The organism is Deinococcus yavapaiensis KR-236 (assembly GCF_003217515.1).
Classification (GTDB): Bacteria; Deinococcota; Deinococci; order Deinococcales; family Deinococcaceae; genus Deinococcus_A; species Deinococcus_A yavapaiensis.
Genome location: NZ_QJSX01000004.1, coordinates 171,808 through 196,552, shown reverse-complemented (window position 1 = coordinate 196,552; position 24,745 = coordinate 171,808). Strand labels below are relative to the sequence as shown.

Sequence of the window (24,745 nt, the reverse complement as noted above, 5' to 3'; positions counted from 1 at the left end):
TCCTGGCAAGAAAATGCGAAGACGAAACGACGTTTCGTCTTCGGCCCAGGCGAGCGGCCATGCTCGAGTTTCGCGGCTTCCCGGTGGTCACCCACCTTCATCGCCAGTCACCGCGATTCGGCAGGAAGTATAGCAGGTTTACCCCCGTGGGGCGTTGCTCGTTCGCCACGTGCCTGTACTTGGACGTTCTTCGGGTCCTTCGACGGCGAGGCCGCGTTCTCTGCGTCGTGAACTCGAATGGGTGGGCGGGGACGATCGTCGACGCCTCCGCCTCGACGATCGTCCCCGCGTCACTCAGTACGATTCGAAGTCGAGGTCCACCGGGGAACGACCGGCGAGCAGCGCTTCGCGCACTCCCGTCAAGATGGCGCGAAGTCCGTCATCTTCGGGCTCGGGGCCGAGCTTTCGCTGAATGTACACGTACAGCGAGCAGTCACGAATGCGCATGAGGTCGGGGATGAGGCGTAACTCGTCGGGTCCGATCGTCCGCTCCGAGCGGTATCCTTCGAGCAGGCGCGTCAGGAAGCGGTGCCCGAACGACACCTTGTCGTCCCCGGCCATCCACATGCCGTAGTAAAGGGCCATCGCGAGGTCGTTGACGTAGAAGTTGTAACAGCTGTCGTCGAAGTCGAAGAAGGTCAAGCGGCCGTTCTCCCAATGAAAGTTTCCGTTGTGCGGATCGTTGTGCACCAGCCCGAAGTTCTCGGAAGTCGTCGGGACGGCGCGCAAGGCGGCGACGGTCGTATCGAGCGTCTCGAGGATCGAAGGCTCGATCGAAGCGGGCGTGCCTGCTCGAACGGCGACGTACTCGTCGCCGTACCACGTCGGGCGGCCTTCGGGATCGCGCGGGCGGTACGAGGCGCTCAAGACGTGCAGTTTGCCCAGAAATCGTCCCCAGGACACCAAAATGTCGTCCGTGAGGGTCTCGGCGGTGATGCGCACGCCTCCGGCATGCTCGAAGGTCGCCACGATGAACGATCCGTCGGCGACCGGGACCTCCTCCAAGATGCGATGGGAGGCGGACGGCAAGGGCTTGGCGACCGAGAGTCCATGTTCGGCGAGGAACGCGAGCCATTCGAGTTCGGCGTTCACTTGGCGGGCCGTGCGGTGCGACGAGTGCGTGAAGCGAAAGACGCGGTCCTCGGTCGCGTACACGACGCTCTCGAAGGACCCGAGGCGCGTCAACGCGGCGGGATCGGTGGCGTAGCGGGCGGCGACGTCGGTGAGGACGGTCGGCGAGAGGAGAGCGACGATGTGCGGTTCCATGTCGAGGCAGCGTAGCAGTCCACGCACGCCGTTCGAGTCGTCCATATGGCGGAGGCGCGCGGTCGGTCTGCCGTCCTCGCTCGAACGTCGATGCTGATGTCCTCGTGATCATGCGCTCGACGTTTCCCCGCTCGGTCGTGGCTTGAGTCCAGCTTCATCGTTTCGGTCGGGGCGGCGTCGTGTGCCTCCCTTCTTTTCGCACGTCTTCGCTCACCGCGTACACTGTCCTAACGGACGTTCGACGGCTATACTTGGACTCAGTCTAATTTCCCCTCGGAGGAATCTGCTTGCTGCCTTTGGAGCACAAAATCGCCTTTTTCGTGTTCGCCGTCGTGGCGGGCACGTTCGGCTTGTGGGGCTTTTACCGCCTCTACCTCAGAATCCGTCGCGGCCGCCCCGACCAAGAGGCGCGCTTCGACGCCGTCCCGAAGCGCCTGTGGTACGCCCTCAAGACGACGCTGACACAGGAGCGAACCTTCCGCAAACGCAAGTTCCTCAGCGTCTTCCACGCCTTCATCTTCTACGGCTTCGTCTTCTACCTGCTCGTGAACGTCGTGGACGGACTCGAAGGCTTCGTCGAGTTCAACATCCCGAGCACGAACGTCCTCGGCGCGGCCTACAACATCCTCGCCGATCTCCTGAGCGTCCTCGTGCTCGTCGGCGTGATCGCCTTCGTGATTCGCCGCTACCTCGCGCCTCAGCGGCGTGACTTCCGCTTCAACGAGAAGACGCTGCTGCACGAAAACGTCAAGCGGCGCTACATCAACCGCGACTCCGCCATCGTCTCCGCGTTCATTCTCTTCCACGTCGGAAGCCGACTCGTCGGCAACGGCGCGAAGATGGCCGAAGTCGGCGGCGACCCGTTCCAACCGTTCTCCACGGCGCTTTCCGGCTTGTTCGCCGAGCAGAACGCCGAAGGGTGGCGCCTGTTCGGCTACTGGGGCGCCCTCGCGTCCGTCCTCGCGTTCCTCGCGTACTTCCCGTACACGAAGCACATCCACATCTTCGCCGCGCCCGTCAACTACTTCTTCCGCCGCAATCCCGTCACGGGCGAACTGCCGCCCATGAAAGTCGATCTCGAAGCCGAGAACCCCGACATGGGCGCGAAGAACATGGAAGACCTCGCCTGGCCGCGTCTCCTCGACGCCTACGCCTGCATCCAGTGCAACCGTTGCCAAGACGTGTGCCCCGCGAGCGGTACCGGCAAGGCCCTCAGCCCCGCCGCGCTCGAAATCAACAAGCGCATGGAACTCAACGTGATCGCGTCGCACCCGTCGCCGTTCACTCTGAAACCTGCCGCGTTCGAGTCGGGCGAGGCGAGCTCACGTCCTCTGCTGGAATTCGCGATTTCACCGGAGGCCGTGTGGGCCTGCACGACGTGCGGAGCGTGCATGCACGTCTGTCCCGTGCAAGACGAGCAGATGCTCGACATCATCGACATTCGCCGTCAGCAGGTGATGGTCGAGGGCGAGTTCCCGCCGCAACTGCAAAGCGCTTTTCGCGGCATGGAACGCGCGAAGAATCCCTGGGGCATCTCTCACGACAAGCGCATGGAGTGGGCCGAAGGCCTGCGCGTACCCACCATCGACGAGAACCCCGAGCCCGACGTCTTGTACTGGGTGGGGTGCGCCGCGTCGTACGACCCGGGCGCCCAGAAAGTGTCGCGCGCGTTCGTGCAACTGCTCGACAAGGCGGGCGTGAACTACGCGGTGCTCGGAAAGAAGGAAGCGTGCACGGGCGACTCGGCCCGCCGCGCGGGCAACGAGTACCTGTACCTGCAACTCGCCGAGCAGAACGTCGAGACCCTCGATGCCGTGCGTCCGAAGCTCATCGTGGCGACGTGCCCGCACTGCATGAACATGATCGGCAACGAGTACAAGCAGATCGGCGGCGACTACCGCACGATGCACCACACGCAGTACCTGGAGATGCTCGTCTCGCAGGGCAAGCTCGCCACGGCTACCCTCGACGAGGCCGTCACGTACCACGACCCGTGCTACCTCGGTCGGCACAACGGCGTGTACGACGCGCCGCGTGACGTCATCCGCTCGATGGGCCTCGAGATCTTGGAGATGGAACGCTCGCGCGAAGCGTCGTTCTGCTGCGGCGCGGGCGGAGCGCAATTCTGGAAGGAAGAGGAAGAAGGCCACGAGCGCATCTCCGACAACCGCTTCAAGGAAATCCAGCGTCGCCTCGACACCGCCAAGGAAGGCAAGGTCGTCGCGGTGGGCTGCCCTTTTTGCAAGTCGATGCTGAACTCCACGCCCGCCAAGGGCGACAGCGACGTCGTCGTGAAGGACGTCGCCGAGCTTCTGCTCGAAAGCGTCACGCGTCGGTCCGGCGGACGCCTCACCGACGACGTCTCGCCCATTGCGCCCGAACCCGAGGCCGTCACCCCGCCCCTCATCTCGACGACGCCGCCCGAGAACCTTCAGCCCGAACCCATGCGCGACGAGCCCCCGATGCTCGCGAGCGCCGAGCCCTTTCCAGGCACGACGACCGCCGAAGTCGAAGCGGCGCACTCGGCGGGCGAGCGACCGGGCGAACGCAAGAAGTGGTCACCGAAGTCGAAGGCGGCGGACGACGTTTCCACCACCCCGGTCCCGGCGAGCGACCTCACCGAAGTTTTCCCGGTCGAGCCCACGTCAGAACCCGCTCGCAAGAAGTGGGCGCCGAAGAACGCCTCCGCCGAGGGAACCACGCCCCTCGCCGAAACGCCGACGCCCGCCGAGCCGGAGCGTAAGAAGTGGACGCCGAAATCCCAAGCGGCGCCCGCTGCCGAGCCGACGCTCGCCGAAGCCGCGCCGCCGCTGGAAACTCCTCGCAAAAAATGGGCGCCCAAAACGGCCACCTCGGAAGCGGCCGTCGAAGCACCGGTCGAAGCGACGCCGATCGGTGGACCGTCGTCCGCCGAGCCCGCCTCGGCCCGCAAGAAGTGGGCGCCCAAGACGGCCGCTTCGGAAGCGGTAATCGAAGCACCGATCGAAGCGACGCCGATCAACGAATCGCCGTCCGCCGAGCCGACCTCGGCCCGTAAGAAGTGGTCGCCGAAGGGGGTCGCTGCGGCTCAGGAAGCGGCCGTGGAACCGACCTCCGTCGAAGCCACTTCCGTTCCGCCCGTCACTACCGTCGCTCCCACGCCCGACACTCCGTCCGACACGCCACAGCGCAAGAAGTGGGAACCCAAGAAGAAGTGACGCGCACGAACAAGGGGAGGGCTCGCGGGCCCTCCCCTTGTTGCGTACCTTCAGCCTTGATCGATGATCTTGTGGCGCTTTTCGAAGCGCACGACGAGAACGCCCGCCTGAATTTTCGCCTGACCGCTTCCCGGCGTGATTTCGACGGGAAGGGTCAGGGTGCGCGAGAAGCCGCCGCGTGGACGCTCGGTCTGCAAGGCGATGCCTTCCTCCTCCGGATCTGGACGAGAACCGCGAATGGTGACGTGACCGTCCTCCTGCACGAGCTCGATCGCTTCGGCCGTGACGCCGGGAACGTCCATGACGAGGACGAGTTCGGTGTTCGTTTCGATCCAATCGGCGGCGGGCATCCAGGTCGTGCCGCTCGAAAGCGTCTCGACTTCCTGGCGAAGTTGCATCAGCGAGTTGATGCGGCTGTGGGCGAGCTCGTTCATTTCCATAGCCTACTCCGTGACATTAGACTTTGGCACGTGCGAAAGCTCCCGATTCTCACGGCTCCCACGGCAGCGGGGAAGACGGCACTCGCCTTGCGTCTCGGCGTGCGCTACGAACTGGAGGTCGTGTCGGCCGACGCCTTCTTGGTGTACCGAGGGATGGACGTCGGGACCGCCAAACCGACGCGGTCGGAACGAGGCCTCGTGCCTCACCACTTGATCGACATTCGCGACGCTTGGGAGGACTACGACGTCACGCGGTTCGTTCGTGACGCGGAAGCCGCCATCTCCGACGTCCTCGCGCGCGGCCGCGTTCCCCTCGTCGTCGGAGGCACGGGCTTCTACCTCTCGGCGCTGCTCAAGGGCCTGCCGACCACACCGCACGCCGATCCCGCGATTCAAGCCGAGATCGAGCGCGAATTGAACGACCGCGGTCTCGACGCTTTGCTCGCCGAGATCGCGGCGGTTCGACCGAGCGAACTCGAACGCTTGGAGCGCAACCCTCGGCGCATGATTCGGACGTTGGAAGTCTTTCGGCGCACCGGTCGTTGGCCGTCCGAATTTCGCAACACCTCGCCTCGGTTCGAGTACGACGTCGTGGCGTTCTCACCGCCGCTTCCCGAGCTTCACGAACGAATCGAAGCTCGGGTGGACGCCATGTTCGCCTTGAGCTTGGTGGATGAGGTGCGGCGCGTCGTGGCCACGCTGGAGGCGCACGGTCGCCGCCCGACGGCGTTGCAGGCGATCGGCTACAAGGAGGTGTGGGCGTTCCTGACGGGAGAGACGACGCTGAACGAGGCTCGTGAAGCGGTCGTCGTCGCCACGAAGTCTTACGCGAAGCGGCAACTCACGTGGATTCGCACTCAGCTGAAAGCGGATCTGCTCGGACGCGCCGAGGAGGCCGAGGAACACTTGTCGAGATTGCTGAACATTTGACGCTCAGCTCGCTTCCACGCCCGTTCGTTGCGCGAGGAAGTCCTTGACGGCCTTCGCCGCCGCGAGGTTCATGCCCGGCACGCGCGCGATCTGCTCGACGCTCGCCGCGCCGAGATCCTCGAGGCTGGTGAAGTGCTCCAACAAGGCGTCCTGGCGTTTCTTGCCGATGCCGGGCAAGTCGTCGAAGACGCTTTTGAGCATGCTTTCGCCGCGCAACTTCCGGTGGTACGTGATGGCGTACTGGTGCACCTCGTCGCGCACGCCGATGAGGGTGCGCAAGGCCGGGTGCGTCTCGGGCAAGAGGAGTTCGCGGTCTCGCCCGACGTCCGTGCCGCTTTCCAGCCACCATTGAGCGCCGTACACGGAAGGCAAGATGATGCGCTCCTCGCGCTTGGCGAGCGACACCACGGGAATCTTCACTCCCGCGTCCTTCATCGCGTCGAGCGCCGCGTTGAGTTGGCCGCGCCCCCCGTCGATCAGGATGAGGTCGGGCAACGGCAACTTGTCCGAGAGGCTTCCGGTGAAGCGGCGATAGATCGTCTGCCGCATCGCGTGATAGTCGTCGGGATGATCGAGGCCCGTCACCTTGAAGCGGCGGTGCTCACCTCGCCTCGCCCGCCCACCTTCGAAGACGACCATGCCCGAGACGATGTTCGTGCCGAAAAGGTTCGAGTTGTCGTACCCTTCGATGCGCCAAGGACGCTCGGGAAGCGCGAGGACTTCCTTGAGGGCTTCCAAGCCGGGATGGTCGCCGCGCTTTTCCAAGCTGAGCAGTTCCGATTCGAGGCTGTTGTGTGCGTTGCGCTGCGCCATCTCCAGCAAGTCCACCTTGTCGCCGCGCTGAGGCATGCGAAGCTCGACTTTGCGCTCCGCCTTCTCCGAGAGGATCTCGCTCCACAACTCCGCGTCCTCGAACTCGTCGGGAATTAGGATGAGCGGCGGAACGTGCGTCGCGACCGCGTAGTAATCGCCGACGAAGGCCCCGATGATCTCGGACGGCGTGGAGTCCGCCGCGCCGGACAAGAAGCGCTTGTCGCGTCCGACGACGCGTCCGCCGCGAAGGCGGAAGAGCTGCACCATTGCGTACTCGCCCGCCGAAGCGAAGCCGAGGAAATCGAGGTCGTCGAGGCTGGCCGTGATCGCGAACTGCTCCGAGCCGAACAGCTTCTCCACGGCTTGCAGTCGGTCGCGAAGGCGGCCCGCCTGCTCGAAATCCTGCTTCTTCGCGGCGTCGATCATGTTTTCGCGCAACTTCGTGACGACGCCCGCCGCGCGTCCGTCGAGCAGCGCCTTCACGTCGTCCACGACCGCGTCGTAGTGCACTTTGTCGGCCGCGCCGATGCACGGCCCGAGGCAGCGGCCCATGTGGTAATTCAAGCAAGGGCGGGGCTTGCGCTGCAACGGTTGCCCGGAGTTCTTGCGCAACGGAAACATCGTGTCCACGAGGTTCTTCACGCGCCGCACCGCCGCGCCGTCCGGGTAGGGACCGTAGTACGTCGCGCCGTCGTCGATCACCTTGCGGGTGATCAGCAGCATCGGGTAGTCCTCGTTGGTGATCTTGAGAAACGGGTAGTGCTTGTCGTCCTTGAGGAGGACGTTGTAGAAGGGACGGTGCTGCTTGATGAGGTTCGCCTCGAGAATGAGGGCCTCGACTTCGCCGCGCGTCGTGATGAATTCCAAGCTTCCCGCTTCGCGCGTGAACTTGCCGCTCTTGCCGCCCGCCTTAAAGTGCTGCTGCACGCGGTTGCGCAAATTCTTGGCCTTGCCGATGTAAATGGGAACGCCGCTCGGACTGCGGAAGATGTACACCCCGCTCACGGCCGGGAGAACGGGCAGATCGTCGAAAAGCATTGAATACAGTCTAAAGCGACGCCGAGCGAAGTACTGTTCCCGCCCGACGATGTCCGTTCACAAATGCCGTTCGAGCCACCTCAGCCAGTGACCGCTCAGGACGCCTTCGCGTTGCTCTTCGGGAAGGACGTCGGCGAGGCGCGGCAAGTCGGCGGCGCTTTCCAAGCCGCTCGGCAGCTCGAAGCGCCCGAAGCCGCCGTCGAGGTCGCTGCCGATCCCCACGCGCTCCCATCCGACTTCCTCGGCGAGGGCGGCAAACATGTCACCGACGACTTTCAGCACGGGGCGGTCCATGCCGCGGTCCCATCCGCGCCGCAAGAACTTGTTGAACAGCACGCAACCGACGTGTCCGTCTCGGTCACGAATCGCCCGCAATTGCTCGGCGGTCAGGTGCCGCTCGCTTCCGACGAGGCTTCGCACGTTGCTGTGCGTCGCCACGGCCTTCGGTTGCAACTCCACGGCTTCCCAAAAGGCTTCCTCGGGCAAATGCGAGACGTCGAGGGTCACGCCGAGTTCGCGCATCGCCGCGAGAAGGTCGCGTCCTCGGTCCGTCAATCCTCCCGGCTCGCCGTTTCCGCCGCAAAAGCGGTTCGCCTTCACCCAAGCGGGTCCCACGAGGCGCACGCCCGCGTCCACGAGGCGCGGCAAGTCGTCGGCGTCACGCAGAGGCTCGGCGTTCTCGATGAGCAGAACCACGCCGAGCGGCGACTTCTCGGGCGTCCACGCGCGAACGTGCGCCTCGATTTCCCCCCACGTTCTCAGAAGCAGGACGTGCCCATCGTCTTGCCAGCGCAAGTACGTTTCGAGTTGCGCGTCGAGTCGACGGCGCGCGTCTCGCTGATCCGCGTAGCCGCTCGGCGCTTCCTCGCTGCCCGGCTCGGCGAACAACGTGGCGAAACACAATCCGACTTCGCCGCGCCGCAAGCTGGAAAAGGTCACGGTCGGCACGTCACCGCTCGGAAGGCGTTCGCGCAATTCCTGCAGGGACAAGCGCAAGTCGCGCCCGGTGGTGGCGAGGTAGGCGAGGTCGAGGTGAGCGTCGACGATCATACGCGCCGCATCATACGGCTTCCAGGACCGCTTCGAGGGTGTGGATGGCGCCGGGCCGCACTCTGGCGTGATCGATCAGCAAGGCCCGCATGCCCTCGCTTCGGGCCGCTTCGACGTTCTCGACGAGGTCGTCCACGAACAGCACCCCGCTCGGGTGTACTCCGAGCCGCTCGGCGGACACCAGAAACGCGTCCGGATGAGGGCTTGTGCACGCCGAGGGTGCTACTGGCGATCACGACGTCCACGAGATCGTCCACGCCGATGGCCTTCAAGGTCGCCTCGACGTTCGGAAGGGTGTTGGACAGCACGCCGATTTTCAAGCCCCGCTCGCGCAGTTCGCCCAGGACGAAGCGCACGCCCGGCACGGGCATCATGAAGCGCTCGTACGGCCACTCGCGCAGGAATGCCTCGGCGTCGCGCACGTGCAAGCCGAGGTGCGTGGCCAGCTTCTCGGCGTATTCGCGCCAAAACTGCACCTCGTCCTTCAAGGTGCGCAGGTGCTGCCAAGCGCGCGCCGTCTCGGCCCACTGCGTCACCATGGCGTTCGCGGCGAACCGCCCGTCGAGATCGAAGCGTCGCGCGACCCACGCGGCGGCTTGGCGGTACACGTCGTGGTCCGTGAGGCTGAGGGTGTCGTCGCGGTCGAAGAGGACCGCCTTGACGCTCGGATTCGGTGGGGGCGTCGTCATGGTCACTCCGGGGGGCACTCAAGGAAGCGGAGCGGAGATGGCCTCCGCTCCCAAGAAAGCGTCGGGACGTCAGTTCAACTTGAACACGGCGGCCGTCTGCGCGGGCAAGCTGAGGTGCAAAAAGCCGTTCTTGAAGCTCAGCTTGGCGTCTTGTCCGTACAGGTCGCGCGTGACGGGCAACTGGGCCGTGAGCGTGTTGCGTAGGCTGTACGTCTTGCGTTGCCGCGCGTTGTTCCACGCGACGACGACACGCTGCCCTTGGGCTTCGCGCACGAACACCAGCAAGTCGTCCTCGATGCTCGACGGGACGTTTTGCAACTTCAAGTCGCCCACGTTCAGCGCGGGGTTGGCTTTGCGCACGGCGACGGCCGTCTTGGCGACGTCGAACACGGCTTTCTCTTCAGGCGTCCACTGATTCGGGAAGCGCATGTCGCGGCGGTTGTCGGGATCGCCGCCGCCGCGCATGGCGATTTCGGTACCTTGCCAAATCACGGGAATGCCGCGCAAGCTCATGAGGGCGCGCCAGCCGAACTTCGTTCGTTCGCGGGCGACGTCCTCGAAGGGCGACGAGTTCGCGAAGCGAGCCACGTCGTGATTGTCGAGGAACAACGCGACCTCGTCCGGGCGAGAAATTTCGCCTTGTCGTTCGAGCACCGCCCGAACGGCGCTCAGACTGCTGCCGCTCATGATCGCGCTGCGCATCGCCGACGACATCGAGAAGTCGAAGGCGCTGGAAAAGCCGAGTCGTTGCAACGAGTCGATGGTGCTCGCGTCGGCGTCGTACCACTCGCCGAGGGTGTACGTGTTCGCAGCGCGATCGCGCGCGAGGAGATCCTTGAGGAAGCTTTGGGGCACGTGCTTGATCGCGTCGTAGCGAAATCCGTCCACGCCGCGTGCGCGCCAGAAGTCCGCGTTCGCGAACAAGAAGTCGCGCACCTCGCGATTGTCCTGGTCGAGGTCGGGCAGCGCGAAGATCGGGCAGTAGACGTCGTTGTTGCCCTTTTGAGCGCAGGTGGACGGATTGTTGAACCACTTCGGTCGCTCCAGCGTCGCGAAGGCGCCGAAGCCGTAGTGATTCACGACTTGGTCCAGCAAGACTTTCATCCCCGCGCCTTTGGCGGCCTTCACGAACGTGTCGAAGTCGGCGAGGGTTCCGAAGTGCGGATCGACGTCGCGAAAGTTCTCGGGCCAGTAGCCGTGGTAACCGGTCGCTCCTTGGTCGCGGCCCGACACCTGTTTATAGATCGGGGTCAACCACACGGCGGTCGCGCCGAAGTCACGAATGTACGGCAACTTCTCGGTGAGGCCCTTCAAGTTGCCGCCGTGCCAGCTCTTCAAGTCGCTCTTGTCGACGTTTTGCGTCGTGAGGGGGGTGCCGGCGGCGTAGAAGCGGTCGGGCATCACTTGATAGATGATCTGGCCTTTCCACGACGGGGCGCTCGATTGCGCGAGCGCCGAACCGGCCAAGAGACCGGCGAGCAGGAAAGCGAGTCGCATGAGGAACAGTCTATCATCGGTGTTTCGAGCTACCTTGTTCCGGATGACGGTCGTGGCGAGCATGACGATTTCCCGCTACGACGGTGCTCGCGCCGTGCGGGGTTTTTTGAAGATGGGTTCGGACCGAGCCGCGCTCGCCCGCGTGTCCGGCCTGCGCTTCGTGCGCCTTCTCGGCACGGGGCGCGGTTCGGACCTCTCGCTCGGCGCGGACCTTCGCCGTTGGGCCCGCTTCGCCGTGTGGGAGGACGAGGCGGCGTTTCACGCCTTCGAGGCGACCGAATGGCGAGCGCGCGAACGGCGCGGGGCGTCCGAGACGTGCACGCTGCTGCTGCGTCCGCTGCGCTGGCGCGGCACGTGGAGCGGCCGAAACCCGTTCGGCACGCCGCCGTTCGCCGACGCGCACGATGGTCCGCTCGCCGTCTTGACGCGCGGTACCATCAAGCCGCGCCTCGCGCGGGCCTTCTGGGCTTCCGTGCCGTCGTCCCAAGCGGGGCTGCACGACCAACCGGGCCTCGTGGCGAGCCTCGGCGTGGGCGAAGCGCCCCTCTTGTACCAAGCGACCTTCAGCGTGTGGCGCGACGCCGCGAGCGTGCGCGACTTCGCTTACAAGCAAGGCGGCCACCGCGAGGCGATCACCCGCACGCGCGAACTCGGATGGTACGCCGAGGAGATGTTCGCGCGCTTCGCCGTCTCGGACGTCGTCGGGACGCTGAACGGACGTGACCTCGCGTTCCTTTGCTATAATTCCGGGCCGGGAAGGAACGCGGTCGCGCGTGAACAGCGTGAGGAAAGTCCGGGCACCACAGGGCAGGATGCCAGCTAACGGCTGGGCGGCGAGCAGACGACCGTCGAACGGCGGAACCGTGCGAAGCCGACGGACAGTGCCACAGAAACGAGTCTGCCTCCCCGAGCGGGAAACCCGTGGGGCGGCGAGGGTGAAACGGTGCGGTAAGAGCGCACCAGGCGCCTTGGGAACGAGGCGCGCTGGTAAACCCCATCCGGTGCAAGGTCCGATAGTGGGGGAGAGGCGGCCCGCCTCTTCGATCCCCAAGATGACCGCTTGAGGCGAGCGGCGACGCTCGTCCCAGAGAGATGACCGCGACTCCGTTCGGAGGACAGAACCCGGCTTACTCCCTTCCCGACACCCCGCTCAGGCGGGGTGTTCTTGCTTGGTGGAATTTCGCCCGCTCAGCGCGTCGGCGACCACGAGTCCCCACCCGACGAGTTGAACGACGCCGCCGATCGGCGTGATCGCTCCGAGGGGCTTGACGCCGCTGAGGGCGAGGGCGTACAAACTTCCGCTGAAGATCAGCGTGCCCGCCAGCAGAAAGTTCGGAGCGCGCTTCTGCGCAGGTTGCGCGCCGAGCGCCAGCAAGGCGAGCGCGTGATACATCTGATACTTCGTCCCCGTCTCGAAGATCGCGAGGGCGTTCGGGGAGAGTTGGTCTTTCAAGGCGTGCGCCCCGAACGCACCGAGGGCCACGCCGAGCCCGCCGAGGGCGGCGCCGTACACGGTGGAACGGTTAAGCGGAGTCTTGTGGAAGGACGTCGTCATGCGGCGAGTGTAGCGCCGCGCGGTGAGACGAGCGTCCCCTCGCGAACGGGCGCGGTGGGGATGTGCCGTCGCCTCATTGCGAAAACGTGGGAAGAAGTGGGAGAAAGTGGTAAACGATGGGTGAGGGGTGGTACACTCCTCATGTCCCCGACGCGCTGCCAAGCGCGAAAAACCCCACAACCTCATGAGAGGCACGGTGGGGCCGTGTGGGGAAATGAGGCCGAAGCGATGCCGTATGGAGAATACCCCTACTCGATTGACGACAAAGGACGTGTGGTAATTCCACCGTCCTTTCGCGAATTCGTGGAGGACGGCATGATTCTCACGCGCGGCATGGAAGGCTGCCTGTACGTCTTTCCCTTGACGGCGTGGCGACGGGTGGAGGAGCAACTTGAAAGCTTGCCCCTCACCGACCCCGGTAGCCGCGCCTTCGTGCGCTTCTTCTACTCCGGCGCGTCCAAAGCGCGCCTCGACAACCAAAGCCGGGTGTCCATTCCGCAGAGCCTGCGAGCCTTCGGCGGTCTCGACGACGAGGTCGTCGTCGCTGGCGCTCCGAACCGCTTGGAACTGTGGAACCCCCAACGGTGGGAGGCTGCCATCCTCGCCGTGCAGGACGACCCGCCACGTCCCGAACTTCTCGCGAACTTCACGCCTTGAGGCGCTCCTCAAAAGGCTTCGCATGACCCAAGACCTGACCCACACGCCCGTCCTCGCCGCCGAAGTCCTCGACGCCCTCTCACCGCGACCCGACCGCGTCTTCGTCGACGGAACGCTCGGCGGAGGCGGCCACACGCGCCTGCTGCTCGCCGCGGGCGCGACGGTCTACGGCATCGACCAAGACCCGTACGCCCTCGAACGCCTGCGGGCCGAGGGCCTCGCCCACCTCCACCTGCTGCACGGCAACTTCCGCGACATGAAGTCCTTGCTCTCGAACGTCGGCGTGAGCGAGGTCGACGGCGTGCTGCTCGACGTCGGCGTGTCCAGCTTCCAACTTGACGACACGGCCCGCGGCTTCTCGTACCACACCGACGCGCCGCTCGACATGCGCATGAGCCAAGAAGGCGAATCCGCGTCGGACGTCGTGAACACCCTTCCGGAAGCCGACCTCGCCTCGCTCATCTACGAGTTCGGCGAAGACCGCCACTCGCGCCGCATCGCACGCGCGATCGTCTCGGCCCGTGACAAGGCCCCGATCGAGACGACCGTGCAACTCGCCGACCTCGTGAAGCGGGCCTACCCCGGCTATTCGCGAGGCATCCACCCGGCTCGCCGTACCTTCCAAGCTCTTCGTATTTACGTCAATGACGAGCTCGGCGCGTTGCGCGACGGCCTCGCGGGCGCCCGCGACCTTCTCAAGCCCGGCGGGCGACTCGCCGTGATTTCCTTCCACAGTCTCGAGGACCGCATCGTGAAGCGCTTCTTTCGCGGCGAGAACGGCCTCATGCCTCTGACCAAGCGTCCCATCGAGCCGTCCCAAGACGAGCAGGACCGCAATCCTCGCTCGCGCAGCGCGAAGCTGCGCGTGGCAGTGAAAGGAGAGGCCGCATGACGTCCCCTGTGGAACTCGACGAGTGGCGCGCGCGCGCCTTACGCTACACCCTCATCTACGTCGTGCTCGCCGTCGCCCTCATGGGGCTGCGCTTCACGACGCGCGACATTCGCCCGGCCTTGTTGACGCTTCGTGACGAGCGCGCGACGCTGCAAGCCCAAAAGCGCGACTTGCAAGTCGCGTTGCAAACGTCGACGTCCGCCGCGCGCGTGCGCAACTGGGCGCTCGACAACGGCATGATCGACTTCGCGCGGGCGAAGAAGGAAACGGCGTCGTTCGAGGCGCTGCCGCCGCCGCCTGCCCTGCCCGAGCATCGGGCGTTGGAGGTGACGACGCAGTGGAGGTGAAAATTCGCAACCGCTCACGCCTCATGCTGGTGCTGGCGCTCGGCGCGTTTTTGCTGCTCGTGTACGCCTACGCCCAGTTGGAGTGGCGCCTGCCTCAAGCGCGCACGGCGATCACGACCGTTTTGCGCGGCAACATCGTCGCGGCGGACGGAACGGTCCTCGCGACGAGCCGTGACGTCACCGACCTCATCTACAAGGGCGGGCCCGTGAAGCGCTGGGCGGACATTCGGGCGGCGAGCGGCCTCACCGCCTCGAAGCCACCGTCCCTGGCGCCGCGCGAGGAGATGACGCTCGCCGCTCGTCTCACCGACGCGCAAGTCGATCGTCTGCGTGATCTCGCGCGCGGTCAGCCGAACTTGGAATTGCGTCCGCGTGTGGAACGCGTCTATCCGCTCGGCACCGTCGCCGGCCAACTGCTCGGCATGATGGGCCGCGACGCGGGCCTCGAAGGAATCGAGCGGTTTTACGACGCGCGCCTCGCGCAAGGCGAGGATGTCGTTCTGACGATCGATCCGCGCTTTCAGGCGGTCGCGGAGTCGGTGCTCGGGAAGTACGTGCGCGAGCACGAAGGCGTGTACGGAAGCGTGGTCGCGCTGGACGTCGCGACGGGACGCGTCCTGGCATCGGCGAGCTACCCCGAGTTCGATCCCAACGTTTGGTCGAAGTATGACGCCGCGCACCGCCGTAACCGCCCCATGATGGATACCTTCGAGCCGGGCAGCACCGTGAAGGCCCTGTCGGTCGCGGCGGCGCTCAACGAGGGCCTCACGAACCTCGACATCGCCTACGACACCCCGATGACGCGCAAGGTCGCCTACAAATCGGGCATCAACCGCATCTCGTACAAGACGATTCACGACGCCGTCGCGCGCCCAAAAGGTGTGACGACGCTGACCGTGAAAGGCATCCTGCGTTACTCCAGCAACGTCGGCATGAGCCATGTCGTGGAGCACTTTCCGTACGCCAAGCTGCACACCTACCTCAAGAACTTCGGCTTTGGTGGGCACGTCGATCTTGGCGGCGTGTACGCCGAGAACGGCCGCCTCAGCGATCCTCGAACGTGGGACGACGTCGTGCGCGTGAACAACTCGTTCGGGCAAGGGTTGTCGGCGTCGCCGTTGCAACTCGCGCTCGCGTACAACACCCTCGCCAACGGCGGCGTCTTCGTGTCGCCTCAACTCGTGATCGGCGAGCCGCAAGGCCCCACGCGCCGGGTGATCAAGCAAGACGTGGCCAAGACGACCCTAGAGTTGCTGCGCTCGGTGGTCTCCGAGGGCATTCCGCACGCGGCGGGCATCGAGGGTTACGACCTCGGGGGCAAGACGGGAACCGCGCAGACGGTGGTGAACGGTCGGTACAGCGGATCGATTTTCGACAGCGTCTTCGCCGGCATCTTCCCCACGAAGGCGCCGCGCGTGACGGTCGCGGTGATGGTCCACGGAGCCAAGCACGATTACCACGGCTCGATGCTCGCCGCTCCGATCTTTCGTGACATCGCGTCGGAAGTGTACTCGCAGTGGGCGTACCCGCCTTCCGCGCCGAGCCCGGAACAACCATGAGCTTTAACTGAGAGCAACGAGGTGACTTGGAGGGAGGCACGACATCGTGCCCCCCTCTATTGTTCTTTGGGCCACAGGAAACGACACCTGAAGCGTCCGCTTGGAGGCCGTTCGACCCCTTCTAAGTGGAAAATTCGACAAAATGTACGCTTTCAAAACACTTTTTTATGAGGCGGCACATGAGTAGGTGAGAATCGCTCTCATTTCTACTAGGCGGCCCTATCGACAGTTTTCCGGACAACGGTGGCATTCCGACCTCTGTCACGCCTCAACTCGTGAGAAAAAAAGGGGCTCCTTCTAAAAAATCCCTCACTGAGGGACCCTAAGGTTTGTTCAGAGCGCGAACGCGCCCTCCACCCAACACACGACGATTGATTGAAGTCGCTGCCGACCTATTGATCGGCCAGCAAGGGAGTTCTATGTCTCATTCTTCTCGCACGTTCCTGACTCTGACCTTATCGACCATGACGGGCGTCGCCCTCGCCGCGACCCCTATTCTTCCTGACGCGGCGATCGCCACGACGGCGGTGCGCGCCGCCCTGGAAACGTCGACCGCGCCCAGCAAAGCCACACCCAGCAAGGCTCCCGCCGCTGCGACCTCGGAGGCCAACACGCCCGTTCCTCCTGCCGTCGCAGCCTTTCAACAAGCGGTCGCGCCTCGTGTGAACACGGTCGCCTCTCAAGTTGCCCTCGCCAACACCGCCAAGCAAGCGACCGTCGTGAAGACGACCGCCAAAACGACGGCGACGAAGACAACCGCTTCGAAGACCGCTACGACCACGAAGACGGCTGCGTCCGCCAAGACCAGCACGACCACGAAGGTCACCACGAACGCGAAGGCCAGCACGAGCGCCAAGAGCACGGCAACAACCGCGAGCGCCAAGAAGACGGTCGTTCCCACCCCCGCGCAAGTGCGGCAAACCTCGATCGCCCGCGTGCAGCAGACCGCGTCGCTGAACGCCACGGGTCGCTCGACGGTCGTGCGCGCCACCGCCTACAACTCCCTGGCCAACCAGACGGACTCCACGCCCTTCGTCACGGCCACGGGAACGCGGACGCGCTTCGGCGTCATCGCCCTTTCGCGCGACTTGCTGCGGCTCTTTCCCTACGGAACCCGCGTGCGCCTCGAAGACCTCTCGGGACAGTACAGCAACATGCTGCGCAACCAGATCTTCATCGTCGAGGACACGATGCACCCTCGCAAGGCCAACACCATCGACGTCTGGATGAGCTCTCGAAGCCAAGCCCTGCAATGGGGCGCGCGCACCGTGCGCATCACCGCCCTTCGCTGACCGCGACGCACTATCTTGTTCGGCGTGACGCGCGAACCAGCCCGCTCTCTTCCCGTGACGCTCGCCCGGGCCTATCTGCGTCGCCGACGCACGCAAAACGTCATCACCGTGCTCGGCATCGCGGTCGGCGTGATGGTCCTCATCACGGCCCTGTCGCTCACGAACGGCTTTTCACGCGCCTTGGTCGACGCGACGTTGCGCGCCACGCCGCAGCTCACGCTCAATCACTACGCGCCGCCCAGCGCGCCCGTAGACGAAGTCGAACGTCGCATCGGCCGCGACTCGGACGTGACGGCGTTCACGCCGTACTTCGCGGACAAGGCCCTGCTCACGCGGCCCGCCGATCAAGGACGCTCGGCCGGAGTCGACTTCGCGACGATCTTCGGCGTGACGCCACGAGCCGCCGACGTCCTGACGCTCACGCCGCGAGAACGCGATCTCGTGCGCTCGCTGCGTCCGGGTGAAATCGTCCTCGGAAGCGCCCTTGCGCAGTCCGTCGGAGCATTCGAAGGCGACAAGTTGCGTCTCTTGAACTCGTCTCAGCGAAGAGGCGAATTGCGCGTCAAAGGCTTGTTTCGTACCGGCAACTTCGTCATCGATTCCGGCTACGCCTTCGTCCGCATCGAAACGCTGCAAAAACTCGCCAACACCAAGGGCATCACGGGGTACCAAGCGCGTCTTCGCGATCCGGACCGCGCTCCCGGCGTCGGGCGACGCCTCGTGCGCGGCGAACCGATGCTCGCCATTCCCTGGCAGGACCTCAACCGCACCCTCATCGATCAACTCGCCTTGCAAAAGCGCGTGATCGGCTTCGTGGTGTTCCTCATCGTGATCGTCGCCGCGTTCGGAATCGCCAACGTCCTCACCTTGACCGTCTTCGAGAAGACGAGCGACATCGCCATCCTGCGCGCCATCGGCGCGAAGCGGCGCGCGATTCAAGGCGCCTTCGTTTTGCAAGGCTTGTTCCTCGGCGGCGTCGGCTTGGTGCTCGGCAACGTCTTGGCGTTGCTCGTGGCCGCGTACTTCACGGTGCGGCCTTTTCAATTGCCCGGAGACTTGTACTTCATCTCTGCCTTGCCGGTCGAACTGCGCATCACCGACGTGCTGTGGGTGAACGCCGTGAGCCTCGCAACGACGCTGCTCGCCGCCTTGCTTCCCGCTCGGCGCGCCGCGAACATCGAGCCTGCCCGCGTCATTCGCTGACCTCGCCGACTTTCAGTTCTGCACCGAGCGCCGCTCGCTTTCGTACTGCGCGATTTCCGCCGCCGAGGCCACGAAGCGCGCCGCCGCCACGCGCTCGTCGTGCAATTCGCGCTCGTAGCCGTCGACTTTGAGGTACGCGCTCGCCAGAAGCAGCACGCGCGCGTGATCCCGATGGACCTTCGCGACGCCCACTTGGTGACGCGTTTCTTCCAGCAAGGCCAAGCGGGCGCTTTCACGCTTCACGCTCGCCCACTCGCTCTCGGTCAGCTTCGCGAGAAAGTCACCCTTGTACACGGCGAAGGCGCGCGGTAAGTCGCCCGCGTTGACGGCCGTCATGAAGGTGTTGTAATCGAGATTCACGGTCACCCCGCGCCCGATGCGGTACTGCGGAGCGCGGTACGGCCCCTCGGACACCAGCACCTCCGGTCCCAGCATGTCGCGCAGTTCGCGCAGGCAAGCTTTGACATACCCTTTTTCAGGATCGCGGTCCGGGAAGAGCTCGAGTTCGATGTCTCGCCTCGTTCGTCCCGGATTGAGCGCGAGGTACGCCAAGATCGCGGCGCTCCCCTCCATGTTGAAGCCGAGAGGTACCCCGTCCTTCATGGCGCGCGCCGAGCCGAACGTGCGAAGCTCGATCAAGGTGCGCGCCGTGCCGGCGTCGAGCGCCGCCGCTCCCGCCAATCCCGCGACTCGGTCCAAAACGGGCACGAGGATCGGCGCGAGGTCGGGCTCCAGCGCGGCGAAGTGCAGCAACTCCGCGAGCTCTTCCAACTCGGGCAGGAACTCCGTGTGGGCCGACAACCCCATCAATCCTTCCAAGGCGCGCCGCAGCACGTCCGACGCTTCCCTCAGCTCGCGCGCGAGGTAATGCGTGTACGAGAGTTGCAGCAAGGTGCGCGCGTGCGCGGGTCGCTGCCCTTGGGACTCGTACCGCCGCGCAGCGCCGCGCAGCAAGCCGACGGCGCTGCGCAAGTCGCCTCGCCTCCGTGCCAGCACGCCGCGCAACGCGGTGATTTCGATGGGCGGCTCCTCGCCGCTCGGCCCCGTGAACTTCGCGAGCAGGGCGAGCGCTTCGCCGTGCTGCCCCACTCGCGAGAAGTGCTCGGCTCGCCGCACGGTCGTCCACAAGCGCAACTCCAAGTCGTCCAGCGCGTCGGCGAGTCCTTCGAGCTTGCCGAGCGCCTCCAAGTACGCGCCGTAGTCTCCGGCGAGCATCGACAAGTTCGCGCGGCTCGTGAGGATGAACGCCGCGTGGTGCGGATGGGGAAACGACTGCAAAACCACCTCCGCCTCGACGAGCACGTCGTGCGCCTCGGCGTAGTTCTTGTGCTGCGTGAGCAGGTCGGCGAGCGACTGCAACGCGGCGAGCAGCGGTCCTTTCTTCGTCGAGCGCCTCAGCGTCGGCAACGCCGACTCGAGCAGCAAGGACGCCTCGTGAAATTCGCCGATCTCGGTCAGCAACGCCGCCAAATTTTGCGCGACGCGCGCGGCGCCTTCCTCGTCGCCGAGATCGAGGTACCCGCGATGAGCGCGGCGCAAGCGATCGAGGCCGTCGATGCGCTGCCCCAACAGGTACTCGACCGCGCCGAGCCATCGCTCGGCCCGCACGAGCAACTCGCCGTCGAGGTGCGTGAGAAGGGCGGTCAGCACCGTTTTCGCGTCGGTCAGTTGGCCGTTCACGCGAAGCCAGTTGCCGAGTTCGACCGCTGCTTCGAGATCTCCCTGCTCGGCCGCCTCGGACAACGGCCCGAATGCTTCATGAAGGCGACCGAGCCGCAGCAAGGCGATTCCCAGCACGCCTTGCGCGCGCGCCGTGTGCTCGGCTTGCTGCTGAAGCCGCTCGATGACCTCGTCGTATCTTCCCTCGTTGAAAGCCGCTTGCCAGTCCAACCTTACCCTCTCCGATTTTTCTCCGATGAACCTGTAGGTTGTTCTCATGCAAAAGCCCAACGTTCAAAAGGCCTTACGTCTCGCCGCCCTCGTCGCCGTGACCGTCGCCGCTCCCACTGCCGCCGCTGCCTCGCTTCAGGATAATTCAACCACGACTTCAGGAACGAAGCTTCTCGACTCGTCTCCCACGGTCTTGCCCACGGGAGGCGCCCGCAACCTGGGGTTGGAGTGATGAAGATCACGCCCGCGCCCAAAGCTTCTCAGGAACGCCTGCCCGTCGCGCCGACCGGAGTTCGGTCGATGGTGTCCGGACGCGCGCCTCACAACATCCTCGATATGCCGCGTGACGTCAGCCGCGTCGATTGCCTCACCGTCATGCCGACGCTGAGGCCCAACTTGGGGTTCGAGTGATCGACGCCCGCAAATCCGATCAACCGCAGAGTCAGCCTCTGCGCGGCGTCGTGCCCGACGAAGTGCTTCGCCACGGCGAGGACGTCGCGAAGCTTTCGCTTCGGGTCGCCGACGAGATCGGATTGGGAGCGTACGAACGGCTCGTGCTCGCGTGGGGCGCGCGCATCCACGACATCGGCAAGGCGCGCGTTCCGACGGGAATTCTCGAGAAGCCCGGACCGCTCACGCCCGCCGAACGCGGCTTGATCGAGCAGCATCCCGCGTGGGGCGTCGAGATGGCGCCGCAATCTCCGATCATGGTGCGTGAAATCGTGCTGCATCACCACGAGCGCTGGGACGGAAGCGGCTATCCCGAACACTTGAACGGCCCGAACATTCCCCTGCTCGCCCGGATCGTCGCCGTGTGCGACGTCTTCGACGCCCTCGTCTCCGATCGTCCTTACCGTTCGGCGTGGTCGAGGGAAGACGCGGTGACTTACATCGAACACGCCTCAGGTCGAGAGTTCGATCCCAGCGTCGTGGACGCGTTCATGCGCGTGATGAACGCCTCCGCTTGAACGAAGAGGCGGCCGAACGTCGCTTAATTTTCCCATGCTTTCATTTCCCGGCACATTTGCTCGTCGCCGTTGTTCGTTGCAGTCACCTCCAATAAGAGAATGGATTTTTGCGTTTCCGCCACTTGTCTCCGCAAGTCGCCGACGGAAGCCGAGGCGGGCTTGGTACAGTGGCGCTCATGTTGCGCTTGCTTTTCATCGGGGACGTGTACGGCAAGCCTGGCCGCCGTGTTCTCGCCGCCCATCTGCCGAGCATTCGCGGCGCGTACGACGTCGTGATCGCCAACGGCGAGAACGCCGCGGGTGGGCACGGCCTCAACGCCGAAAGCGCCAAGACGATGTTCTCGGCGGGCGTGGACGTCATCACCCTGGGCAACCACGCCTTCGGGCACCGTGACGTTCACGCCCTGCTGGGCTCGGCGAAGGTCGTGCGCCCCCTCAACTATCCTATCGGCACGCCCGGCGGCGGCTTTCTCACGATCCAAGCCAAAGGTGAGCGCCTCACGGTGGTCAACGTCATGGGCCGCGTGTTCATGGACCCGCTCGACGATCCGTTCAAGGCGCTCGACGATCTGCTCGAAGGGCCCGACCTCGGCTCCGTGATCGTGGACTTCCACGCCGAGGCGACGTCGGAGAAGGCCGCCTTCGCGTACCATCTCGACGGTCGGGTGGCGGCCGTGCTGGGAACGCACACGCACGTTCCGACCGCCGACGCCCGCATTTTGCCCAACGGCACGGGCTTTCAAACGGACGTGGGCATGACGGGCCCGCTCGAAAGCGTGATCGGCGCGGCGCCCGAGGGGCCCATCGCTCGCTTCACCACCAGGATGCCGACGAAGCTCACCGTCGCCGAGGGCCGCGCGGTGTTCAACGCCGCCGCGTTGACCCTCGACGGGGGAAGCTGCGTCGCCATCGAACGGTACGCGTTCACGGAGCCGGCGTGAGCAGGAGGAAAGCATGAGTTCACTCAGGGAAGACGTCAGTCGTCTCGGGCGGGTGCTCGGAAACGTGCTGCGCGAGCAAGAAGGCGAAGCGTTCTTCGAGAAGGTCGAGAGCGTGCGGGCGCTCGTGCGCGAAGCGCGCGGAGGCGGCTCGGACGCGGCGCTCCGCGCGCTGCTCGACGAGGCGGACACGGAACTCGCCGAGAACCTCGCGCGCGCCTTCGCGTGGTATTTCCAGCTCGTGAATCTCGCCGAGGAGTACGAGCGGGTTCGCAGCTTGCGCGGACGGGAGGGCCCCAGACCGCAAAGCTTGGAGGACGCCCTCGTGACGCTCAAGGAGCGCGGCTTGAGCGCCGACGAGGCCCTCGCGCTCGTGCAGAGCGTGGAGCTCATCCCGACGTTCACCGCCCACCCGACCGAGATGCGGCGCCGTACCGTGCGCGCGCACCTCGCCGAAATCGCCCGCGAACTGCCCGACCTCGGCGAGGAAGCCTTGGAGCACGTCACGGCGCACGTGGAGGCGATGTGGAACACGCCCGAACTGCGCCGCCTCCGGCCCACCGTCCTCGACGAGGTGAAGGGCGGCTTGTGGTACGTCGCGTCGATCGGCCAGGCGCTGCCGAGGCTCGCGCGCGACCTTCGGCGCGCATTCGAACGCGTGTACGACGTGCGCGCCGACGTGCGCCTCCCGCTGCGCTTCGCTTCCTGGATGGGCGGCGACCGTGACGGCAATCCGTTCGTGACGCCCGAGGCGACGCGCGACGCGCTCGCGCTTCACGCCGCGCGCGCCGAAGGCCTCCTCACCGACGTGTTGCGCCGCGCCTACACTTTCGTCAGTCAGGAGGAGGGCGGCGAGGCGAGGCCGCGCGCCGAAGTGCAGGCCCTGCACGACGGGGTCGCGGCGGGGGCGGACGTGGACGTGGCGACGCGCCTCGAAGCGCTCGCGGGTGAGCTGCGGACCGAACGTCAAGTCCGGACGGCGGACGAACTTCTCGGGCCGCCCTTGACGCTCGCGCGAGTGTTCGGCCGCCACCTCGTCAGCCTCGACATCCGAGAACACAGCGCGCTCACCGGCGCGGCCGTCGCGCACTTGCTGAACGAGGCGGGCGTTCGAGACTACGAGTCGAGAAGCGAGGACGAGAAGCTCGCCGTACTCACCGAGGAGTTGCGCTCGCGCCGCCCGCTGTGGCCCGCCGGACAGGAGCTGCCGGAAGACTTGCACCGCGCGATCTCTCCGATTCGTGAAGTCGCCGAGGCGGCTCGGCGGGTGGGGCCGCTCGCCTTCGGTCGCTACGTCATCTCGATGAGCGAGAGCGTCTCGGACGTGCTGGAGCCGCTCGTGCTCGCCCGTGAAGTCGGCTTTCGCGTGCTGCCCGTGCCGCTTTTCGAGACCCTGGCCGATTTGCGCCACGCGCCCGACATCGTTCGCTCGCTGCTGAACTCGCCGCTGTACCGCGCGCACCTCGGCTCGGACACGCAAGAGATCATGCTGGGTTACAGCGATTCGAACAAGGACGCGGGCTTCCTGGCCGCGAACTGGGCGTTGCACGAAGCTCAGCGGCGCATCTCGGACGTGTGCCGTGAAGCGGGCGTGTCGTGGCGCTTCTTTCACGGGCGCGGCACGTCCATCGGTCGAGGCGGTGGGCCCGCGTCGCGCGCCATTTCCGGGCAGCCCGGCGGCACGATCGGGGCGGGCTTGCGCATCACCGAGCAAGGCGAGGCGCTCTCGGACAAGTACAGTCACCCGCTTTTGGCGCACCGAAACTTGGAGCAAGCGCTTCATGGCCTGCTTCTGGCCGCCGCGCGCCCGCCCGAAGCGTTGCCGCCCGCGTGGACGGACGCTCTCACGCGCGCGGCCGACGCGTCCGTCGTCGCGTACCGAGCGTTGGTGGAGCATCCGGACTTTTTGAAGTTCTTCGAGGACGTCACGCCCATCCACGAAATCGCGCGTCTCAACATCGCTTCGCGGCCCGTGCGCCGCGGCGGACCGCCCACCTTGCAAAACCTGCGGGCCATTCCTTGGGTCATGAGCTGGACGCAAAACCGCGCGAACCTTCCCGGCTGGTACGGTCTTGGCGACGGGCTGAGCGCCGTGGAGCCCGCTTTGCTGCGCGAGATGTACCGCGAGTGGCCCTTTTTCCGCGCGGTCCTTGACAACGCGCAGATGAGCCTCGCCAAGAGCGACATGCTGATCTTCGCGGAGTACCTGCGCCTCACGGACGACGCGAGCCTCGGGCGTGAAATCCACGCGGCCTACGACCGCACCGTGCGGCTCGTGGAGGACGTCGTGGAAGCGCCGCTCTTGTCGAACGAGCCGCGCCTCAAGCTTTCCATCGAACTTCGCAATCCTTACGTGGACCCGATTCACCGCCTGCAGGTGGAGTTGTTGCGGCGTGCCCGCGCACACGGCGCCGACGAGGACATGGAGCGGGCGTTGCTGCTCAGCATTCAAGGCATCGCGGCGGGCATGAGGAACACCGGCTGAGCCGTTCGAATGCCGACCGTCTTCGTGTACCCTGGAGAG

General features: G+C 65.5%; 21 protein-coding genes, 1 other RNA gene and 1 riboswitch. Of the genes, 14 read left to right on the top strand and 8 right to left on the bottom strand.

The genetic code is table 11. The annotated features are described in order from the left end of the window. Positions 1-36 precede the first annotated feature (36 nt). Positions 37-121, bottom strand: a riboswitch (ZMP/ZTP riboswitch). A gap of 173 nt (positions 122-294) precedes the next feature. After that, on the bottom strand, positions 295-1,266 hold the full coding sequence (locus tag DES52_RS06695) for a phosphotransferase enzyme family protein (RefSeq protein ID WP_170130928.1): 972 nt from the start codon (positions 1,264-1,266) through the stop codon (positions 295-297). Between the two features lie 287 nt (positions 1,267-1,553). Here DES52_RS06695 and DES52_RS06690 point away from each other — a divergent pair, with 287 nt between their 5' ends. Beyond that, on the top strand, positions 1,554-4,463 hold the full coding sequence (locus tag DES52_RS06690) for a (Fe-S)-binding protein (RefSeq protein ID WP_110886017.1): 2,910 nt from the start codon (positions 1,554-1,556) through the stop codon (positions 4,461-4,463). A 50-nt stretch (positions 4,464-4,513) separates the two neighbouring features. Here DES52_RS06690 and DES52_RS06685 read toward each other — a convergent pair whose 3' ends face one another. Further along, the gene (locus DES52_RS06685) at positions 4,514-4,897 is read right to left on the bottom strand and encodes an Hsp20/alpha crystallin family protein (RefSeq protein ID WP_110886149.1); all 384 of its coding nucleotides are present in this window, start codon (positions 4,895-4,897) and stop codon (positions 4,514-4,516) included. Between the two features lie 36 nt (positions 4,898-4,933). Here DES52_RS06685 and miaA point away from each other — a divergent pair, with 36 nt between their 5' ends. Next, positions 4,934-5,833, top strand: a complete 900-nt coding sequence (gene miaA / locus DES52_RS06680) for a tRNA (adenosine(37)-N6)-dimethylallyltransferase MiaA (RefSeq protein WP_110886016.1) — start codon at positions 4,934-4,936, stop codon at positions 5,831-5,833. A gap of 3 nt (positions 5,834-5,836) precedes the next feature. On the opposite strand, the gene uvrC is transcribed toward miaA, so the two are convergent. The 4 genes from uvrC to DES52_RS06660 form a co-directional block, all read right to left on the bottom strand. Continuing rightward, positions 5,837-7,684, bottom strand: coding sequence for an excinuclease ABC subunit UvrC (uvrC, locus tag DES52_RS06675; RefSeq protein ID WP_110886015.1), 1,848 nt, complete (start codon positions 7,682-7,684; stop codon positions 5,837-5,839). 57 nt (positions 7,685-7,741) lie between these two features. Further along, on the bottom strand, positions 7,742-8,734 hold the full coding sequence (locus DES52_RS06670) for a dipeptidase (RefSeq protein ID WP_110886014.1): 993 nt from the start codon (positions 8,732-8,734) through the stop codon (positions 7,742-7,744). Further along, a complete protein-coding gene (locus tag DES52_RS23695; RefSeq protein ID WP_425451117.1) occupies positions 8,731-9,423 on the bottom strand; it encodes an HAD family hydrolase in 693 nt (230 codons plus the stop codon). The genes DES52_RS06670 and DES52_RS23695 overlap by 4 nt, the downstream gene beginning before the upstream one ends. Positions 9,424-9,492: 69 nt before the next feature. Next, on the bottom strand, positions 9,493-10,920 hold the full coding sequence (locus tag DES52_RS06660; protein ID WP_110886013.1) for an alpha-amylase family glycosyl hydrolase: 1,428 nt from the start codon (positions 10,918-10,920) through the stop codon (positions 9,493-9,495). Between the two features lie 751 nt (positions 10,921-11,671). On the opposite strand from DES52_RS06660, the gene rnpB reads away from it, so the two are divergent. Continuing rightward, an RNA gene (gene rnpB / locus DES52_RS06650) (RNase P RNA component class A) lies at positions 11,672-12,066 on the top strand. Positions 12,067-12,070: 4 nt separating this feature from the next. Here rnpB and DES52_RS06645 read toward each other — a convergent pair. Beyond that, positions 12,071-12,475 carry a DUF423 domain-containing protein gene (locus DES52_RS06645; RefSeq protein WP_110886012.1) on the bottom strand — a complete coding sequence of 135 codons (405 nt, stop codon included), beginning with the start codon at positions 12,473-12,475 and terminating at the stop codon, positions 12,071-12,073. 228 nt (positions 12,476-12,703) lie between these two features. On the opposite strand from DES52_RS06645, the gene mraZ reads away from it, so the two are divergent. The 6 genes from mraZ (at position 12,704) to DES52_RS06615 (ending at position 18,425) form a co-directional block, all read left to right on the top strand. Beyond that, positions 12,704-13,132, top strand: coding sequence for a division/cell wall cluster transcriptional repressor MraZ (gene mraZ / locus DES52_RS06640; protein WP_110886011.1), 429 nt, complete (start codon positions 12,704-12,706; stop codon positions 13,130-13,132). 22 nt (positions 13,133-13,154) lie between these two features. Then, the gene (gene rsmH, locus DES52_RS06635) at positions 13,155-14,024 is read left to right on the top strand and encodes a 16S rRNA (cytosine(1402)-N(4))-methyltransferase RsmH (RefSeq protein WP_110886010.1); all 870 of its coding nucleotides are present in this window, start codon (positions 13,155-13,157) and stop codon (positions 14,022-14,024) included. After that, entirely contained in the window at positions 14,021-14,371 is a 351-nt protein-coding gene (locus DES52_RS06630) for a hypothetical protein (RefSeq protein WP_110886009.1), read from the top strand. Before rsmH ends, DES52_RS06630 begins: the two co-directional genes overlap by 4 nt. Further along, on the top strand, positions 14,368-15,930 hold the full coding sequence (locus DES52_RS06625) for a peptidoglycan D,D-transpeptidase FtsI family protein (RefSeq protein ID WP_146237206.1): 1,563 nt from the start codon (positions 14,368-14,370) through the stop codon (positions 15,928-15,930). Before DES52_RS06630 ends, DES52_RS06625 begins: the two co-directional genes overlap by 4 nt. Before the next feature lie 419 nt (positions 15,931-16,349). Beyond that, a complete protein-coding gene (locus DES52_RS23400; RefSeq protein ID WP_245900773.1) occupies positions 16,350-17,222 on the top strand; it encodes a 3D domain-containing protein in 873 nt (290 codons plus the stop codon). Positions 17,223-17,246: 24 nt separating this feature from the next. Then, entirely contained in the window at positions 17,247-18,425 is a 1,179-nt protein-coding gene (locus DES52_RS06615) for an ABC transporter permease (RefSeq protein WP_245900772.1), read from the top strand. 12 nt (positions 18,426-18,437) lie between these two features. Here the strand turns inward: DES52_RS06615 and DES52_RS06610 are convergent, their stop codons facing one another. Continuing rightward, positions 18,438-20,315: an SARP family transcriptional regulator gene (locus tag DES52_RS06610; RefSeq protein WP_110886006.1), complete on the bottom strand. Its 1,878-nt coding sequence runs from the start codon at positions 20,313-20,315 to the stop codon at positions 18,438-18,440. A 46-nt stretch (positions 20,316-20,361) separates the two neighbouring features. Here DES52_RS06610 and DES52_RS06605 point away from each other — a divergent pair, with 46 nt between their 5' ends. The 5 genes from DES52_RS06605 (at position 20,362) to DES52_RS06585 (ending at position 24,706) form a co-directional block, all read left to right on the top strand. After that, complete coding sequence (locus DES52_RS06605) at positions 20,362-20,547, top strand: hypothetical protein (RefSeq protein WP_110886005.1); 186 nt, start codon at positions 20,362-20,364, stop codon at positions 20,545-20,547. Beyond that, entirely contained in the window at positions 20,547-20,726 is a 180-nt protein-coding gene (locus DES52_RS06600; RefSeq protein WP_110886004.1) for a hypothetical protein, read from the top strand. Before DES52_RS06605 ends, DES52_RS06600 begins: the two co-directional genes overlap by 1 nt. Further along, on the top strand, positions 20,723-21,283 hold the full coding sequence (locus DES52_RS06595) for an HD-GYP domain-containing protein (RefSeq protein WP_170130927.1): 561 nt from the start codon (positions 20,723-20,725) through the stop codon (positions 21,281-21,283). Before DES52_RS06600 ends, DES52_RS06595 begins: the two co-directional genes overlap by 4 nt. Before the next feature lie 176 nt (positions 21,284-21,459). Then, positions 21,460-22,224 carry a TIGR00282 family metallophosphoesterase gene (locus DES52_RS06590; protein WP_110886147.1) on the top strand — a complete coding sequence of 255 codons (765 nt, stop codon included), beginning with the start codon at positions 21,460-21,462 and terminating at the stop codon, positions 22,222-22,224. Between the two features lie 13 nt (positions 22,225-22,237). Continuing rightward, positions 22,238-24,706 carry a phosphoenolpyruvate carboxylase gene (locus tag DES52_RS06585; protein ID WP_110886002.1) on the top strand — a complete coding sequence of 823 codons (2,469 nt, stop codon included), beginning with the start codon at positions 22,238-22,240 and terminating at the stop codon, positions 24,704-24,706. Positions 24,707-24,745: the final 39 nt, after the last annotated feature.

Bases quoted from the DNA above. Each gene is read 5' to 3' on its own strand.
- DES52_RS06685 (WP_110886149.1), bottom strand. From the start codon at position 4,897: ATGAACGAGCTCGCCCACAGCCGCATCAACTCGCTGATGCAACTTCGC.
- uvrC (WP_110886015.1), bottom strand. From the start codon at position 7,684: ATGCTTTTCGACGATCTGCCCGTTCTCCCGGCCGTGAGCGGGGTGTAC.
- DES52_RS06590 (WP_110886147.1), top strand. From the start codon at position 21,460: ATGTTGCGCTTGCTTTTCATCGGGGACGTGTACGGCAAGCCTGGCCGC.
- DES52_RS06670 (WP_110886014.1), bottom strand. From the start codon at position 8,734: ATGATCGTCGACGCTCACCTCGACCTCGCCTACCTCGCCACCACCGGG.
- rsmH (WP_110886010.1), top strand. From the start codon at position 13,155: ATGACCCAAGACCTGACCCACACGCCCGTCCTCGCCGCCGAAGTCCTC.
- DES52_RS06645 (WP_110886012.1), bottom strand. From the start codon at position 12,475: ATGACGACGTCCTTCCACAAGACTCCGCTTAACCGTTCCACCGTGTAC.
- mraZ (WP_110886011.1), top strand. From the start codon at position 12,704: ATGCCGTATGGAGAATACCCCTACTCGATTGACGACAAAGGACGTGTG.
- DES52_RS06695 (WP_170130928.1), bottom strand. From the start codon at position 1,266: ATGGAACCGCACATCGTCGCTCTCCTCTCGCCGACCGTCCTCACCGAC.
- DES52_RS06605 (WP_110886005.1), top strand. From the start codon at position 20,362: ATGCAAAAGCCCAACGTTCAAAAGGCCTTACGTCTCGCCGCCCTCGTC.
- DES52_RS06660 (WP_110886013.1), bottom strand. From the start codon at position 10,920: ATGCGACTCGCTTTCCTGCTCGCCGGTCTCTTGGCCGGTTCGGCGCTC.
- DES52_RS23400 (WP_245900773.1), top strand. From the start codon at position 16,350: ATGTCTCATTCTTCTCGCACGTTCCTGACTCTGACCTTATCGACCATG.
- DES52_RS23695 (WP_425451117.1), bottom strand. From the start codon at position 9,423: ATGACGACGCCCCCACCGAATCCGAGCGTCAAGGCGGTCCTCTTCGAC.
- DES52_RS06630 (WP_110886009.1), top strand. From the start codon at position 14,021: ATGACGTCCCCTGTGGAACTCGACGAGTGGCGCGCGCGCGCCTTACGC.
- DES52_RS06585 (WP_110886002.1), top strand. From the start codon at position 22,238: ATGAGTTCACTCAGGGAAGACGTCAGTCGTCTCGGGCGGGTGCTCGGA.
- DES52_RS06600 (WP_110886004.1), top strand. From the start codon at position 20,547: ATGAAGATCACGCCCGCGCCCAAAGCTTCTCAGGAACGCCTGCCCGTC.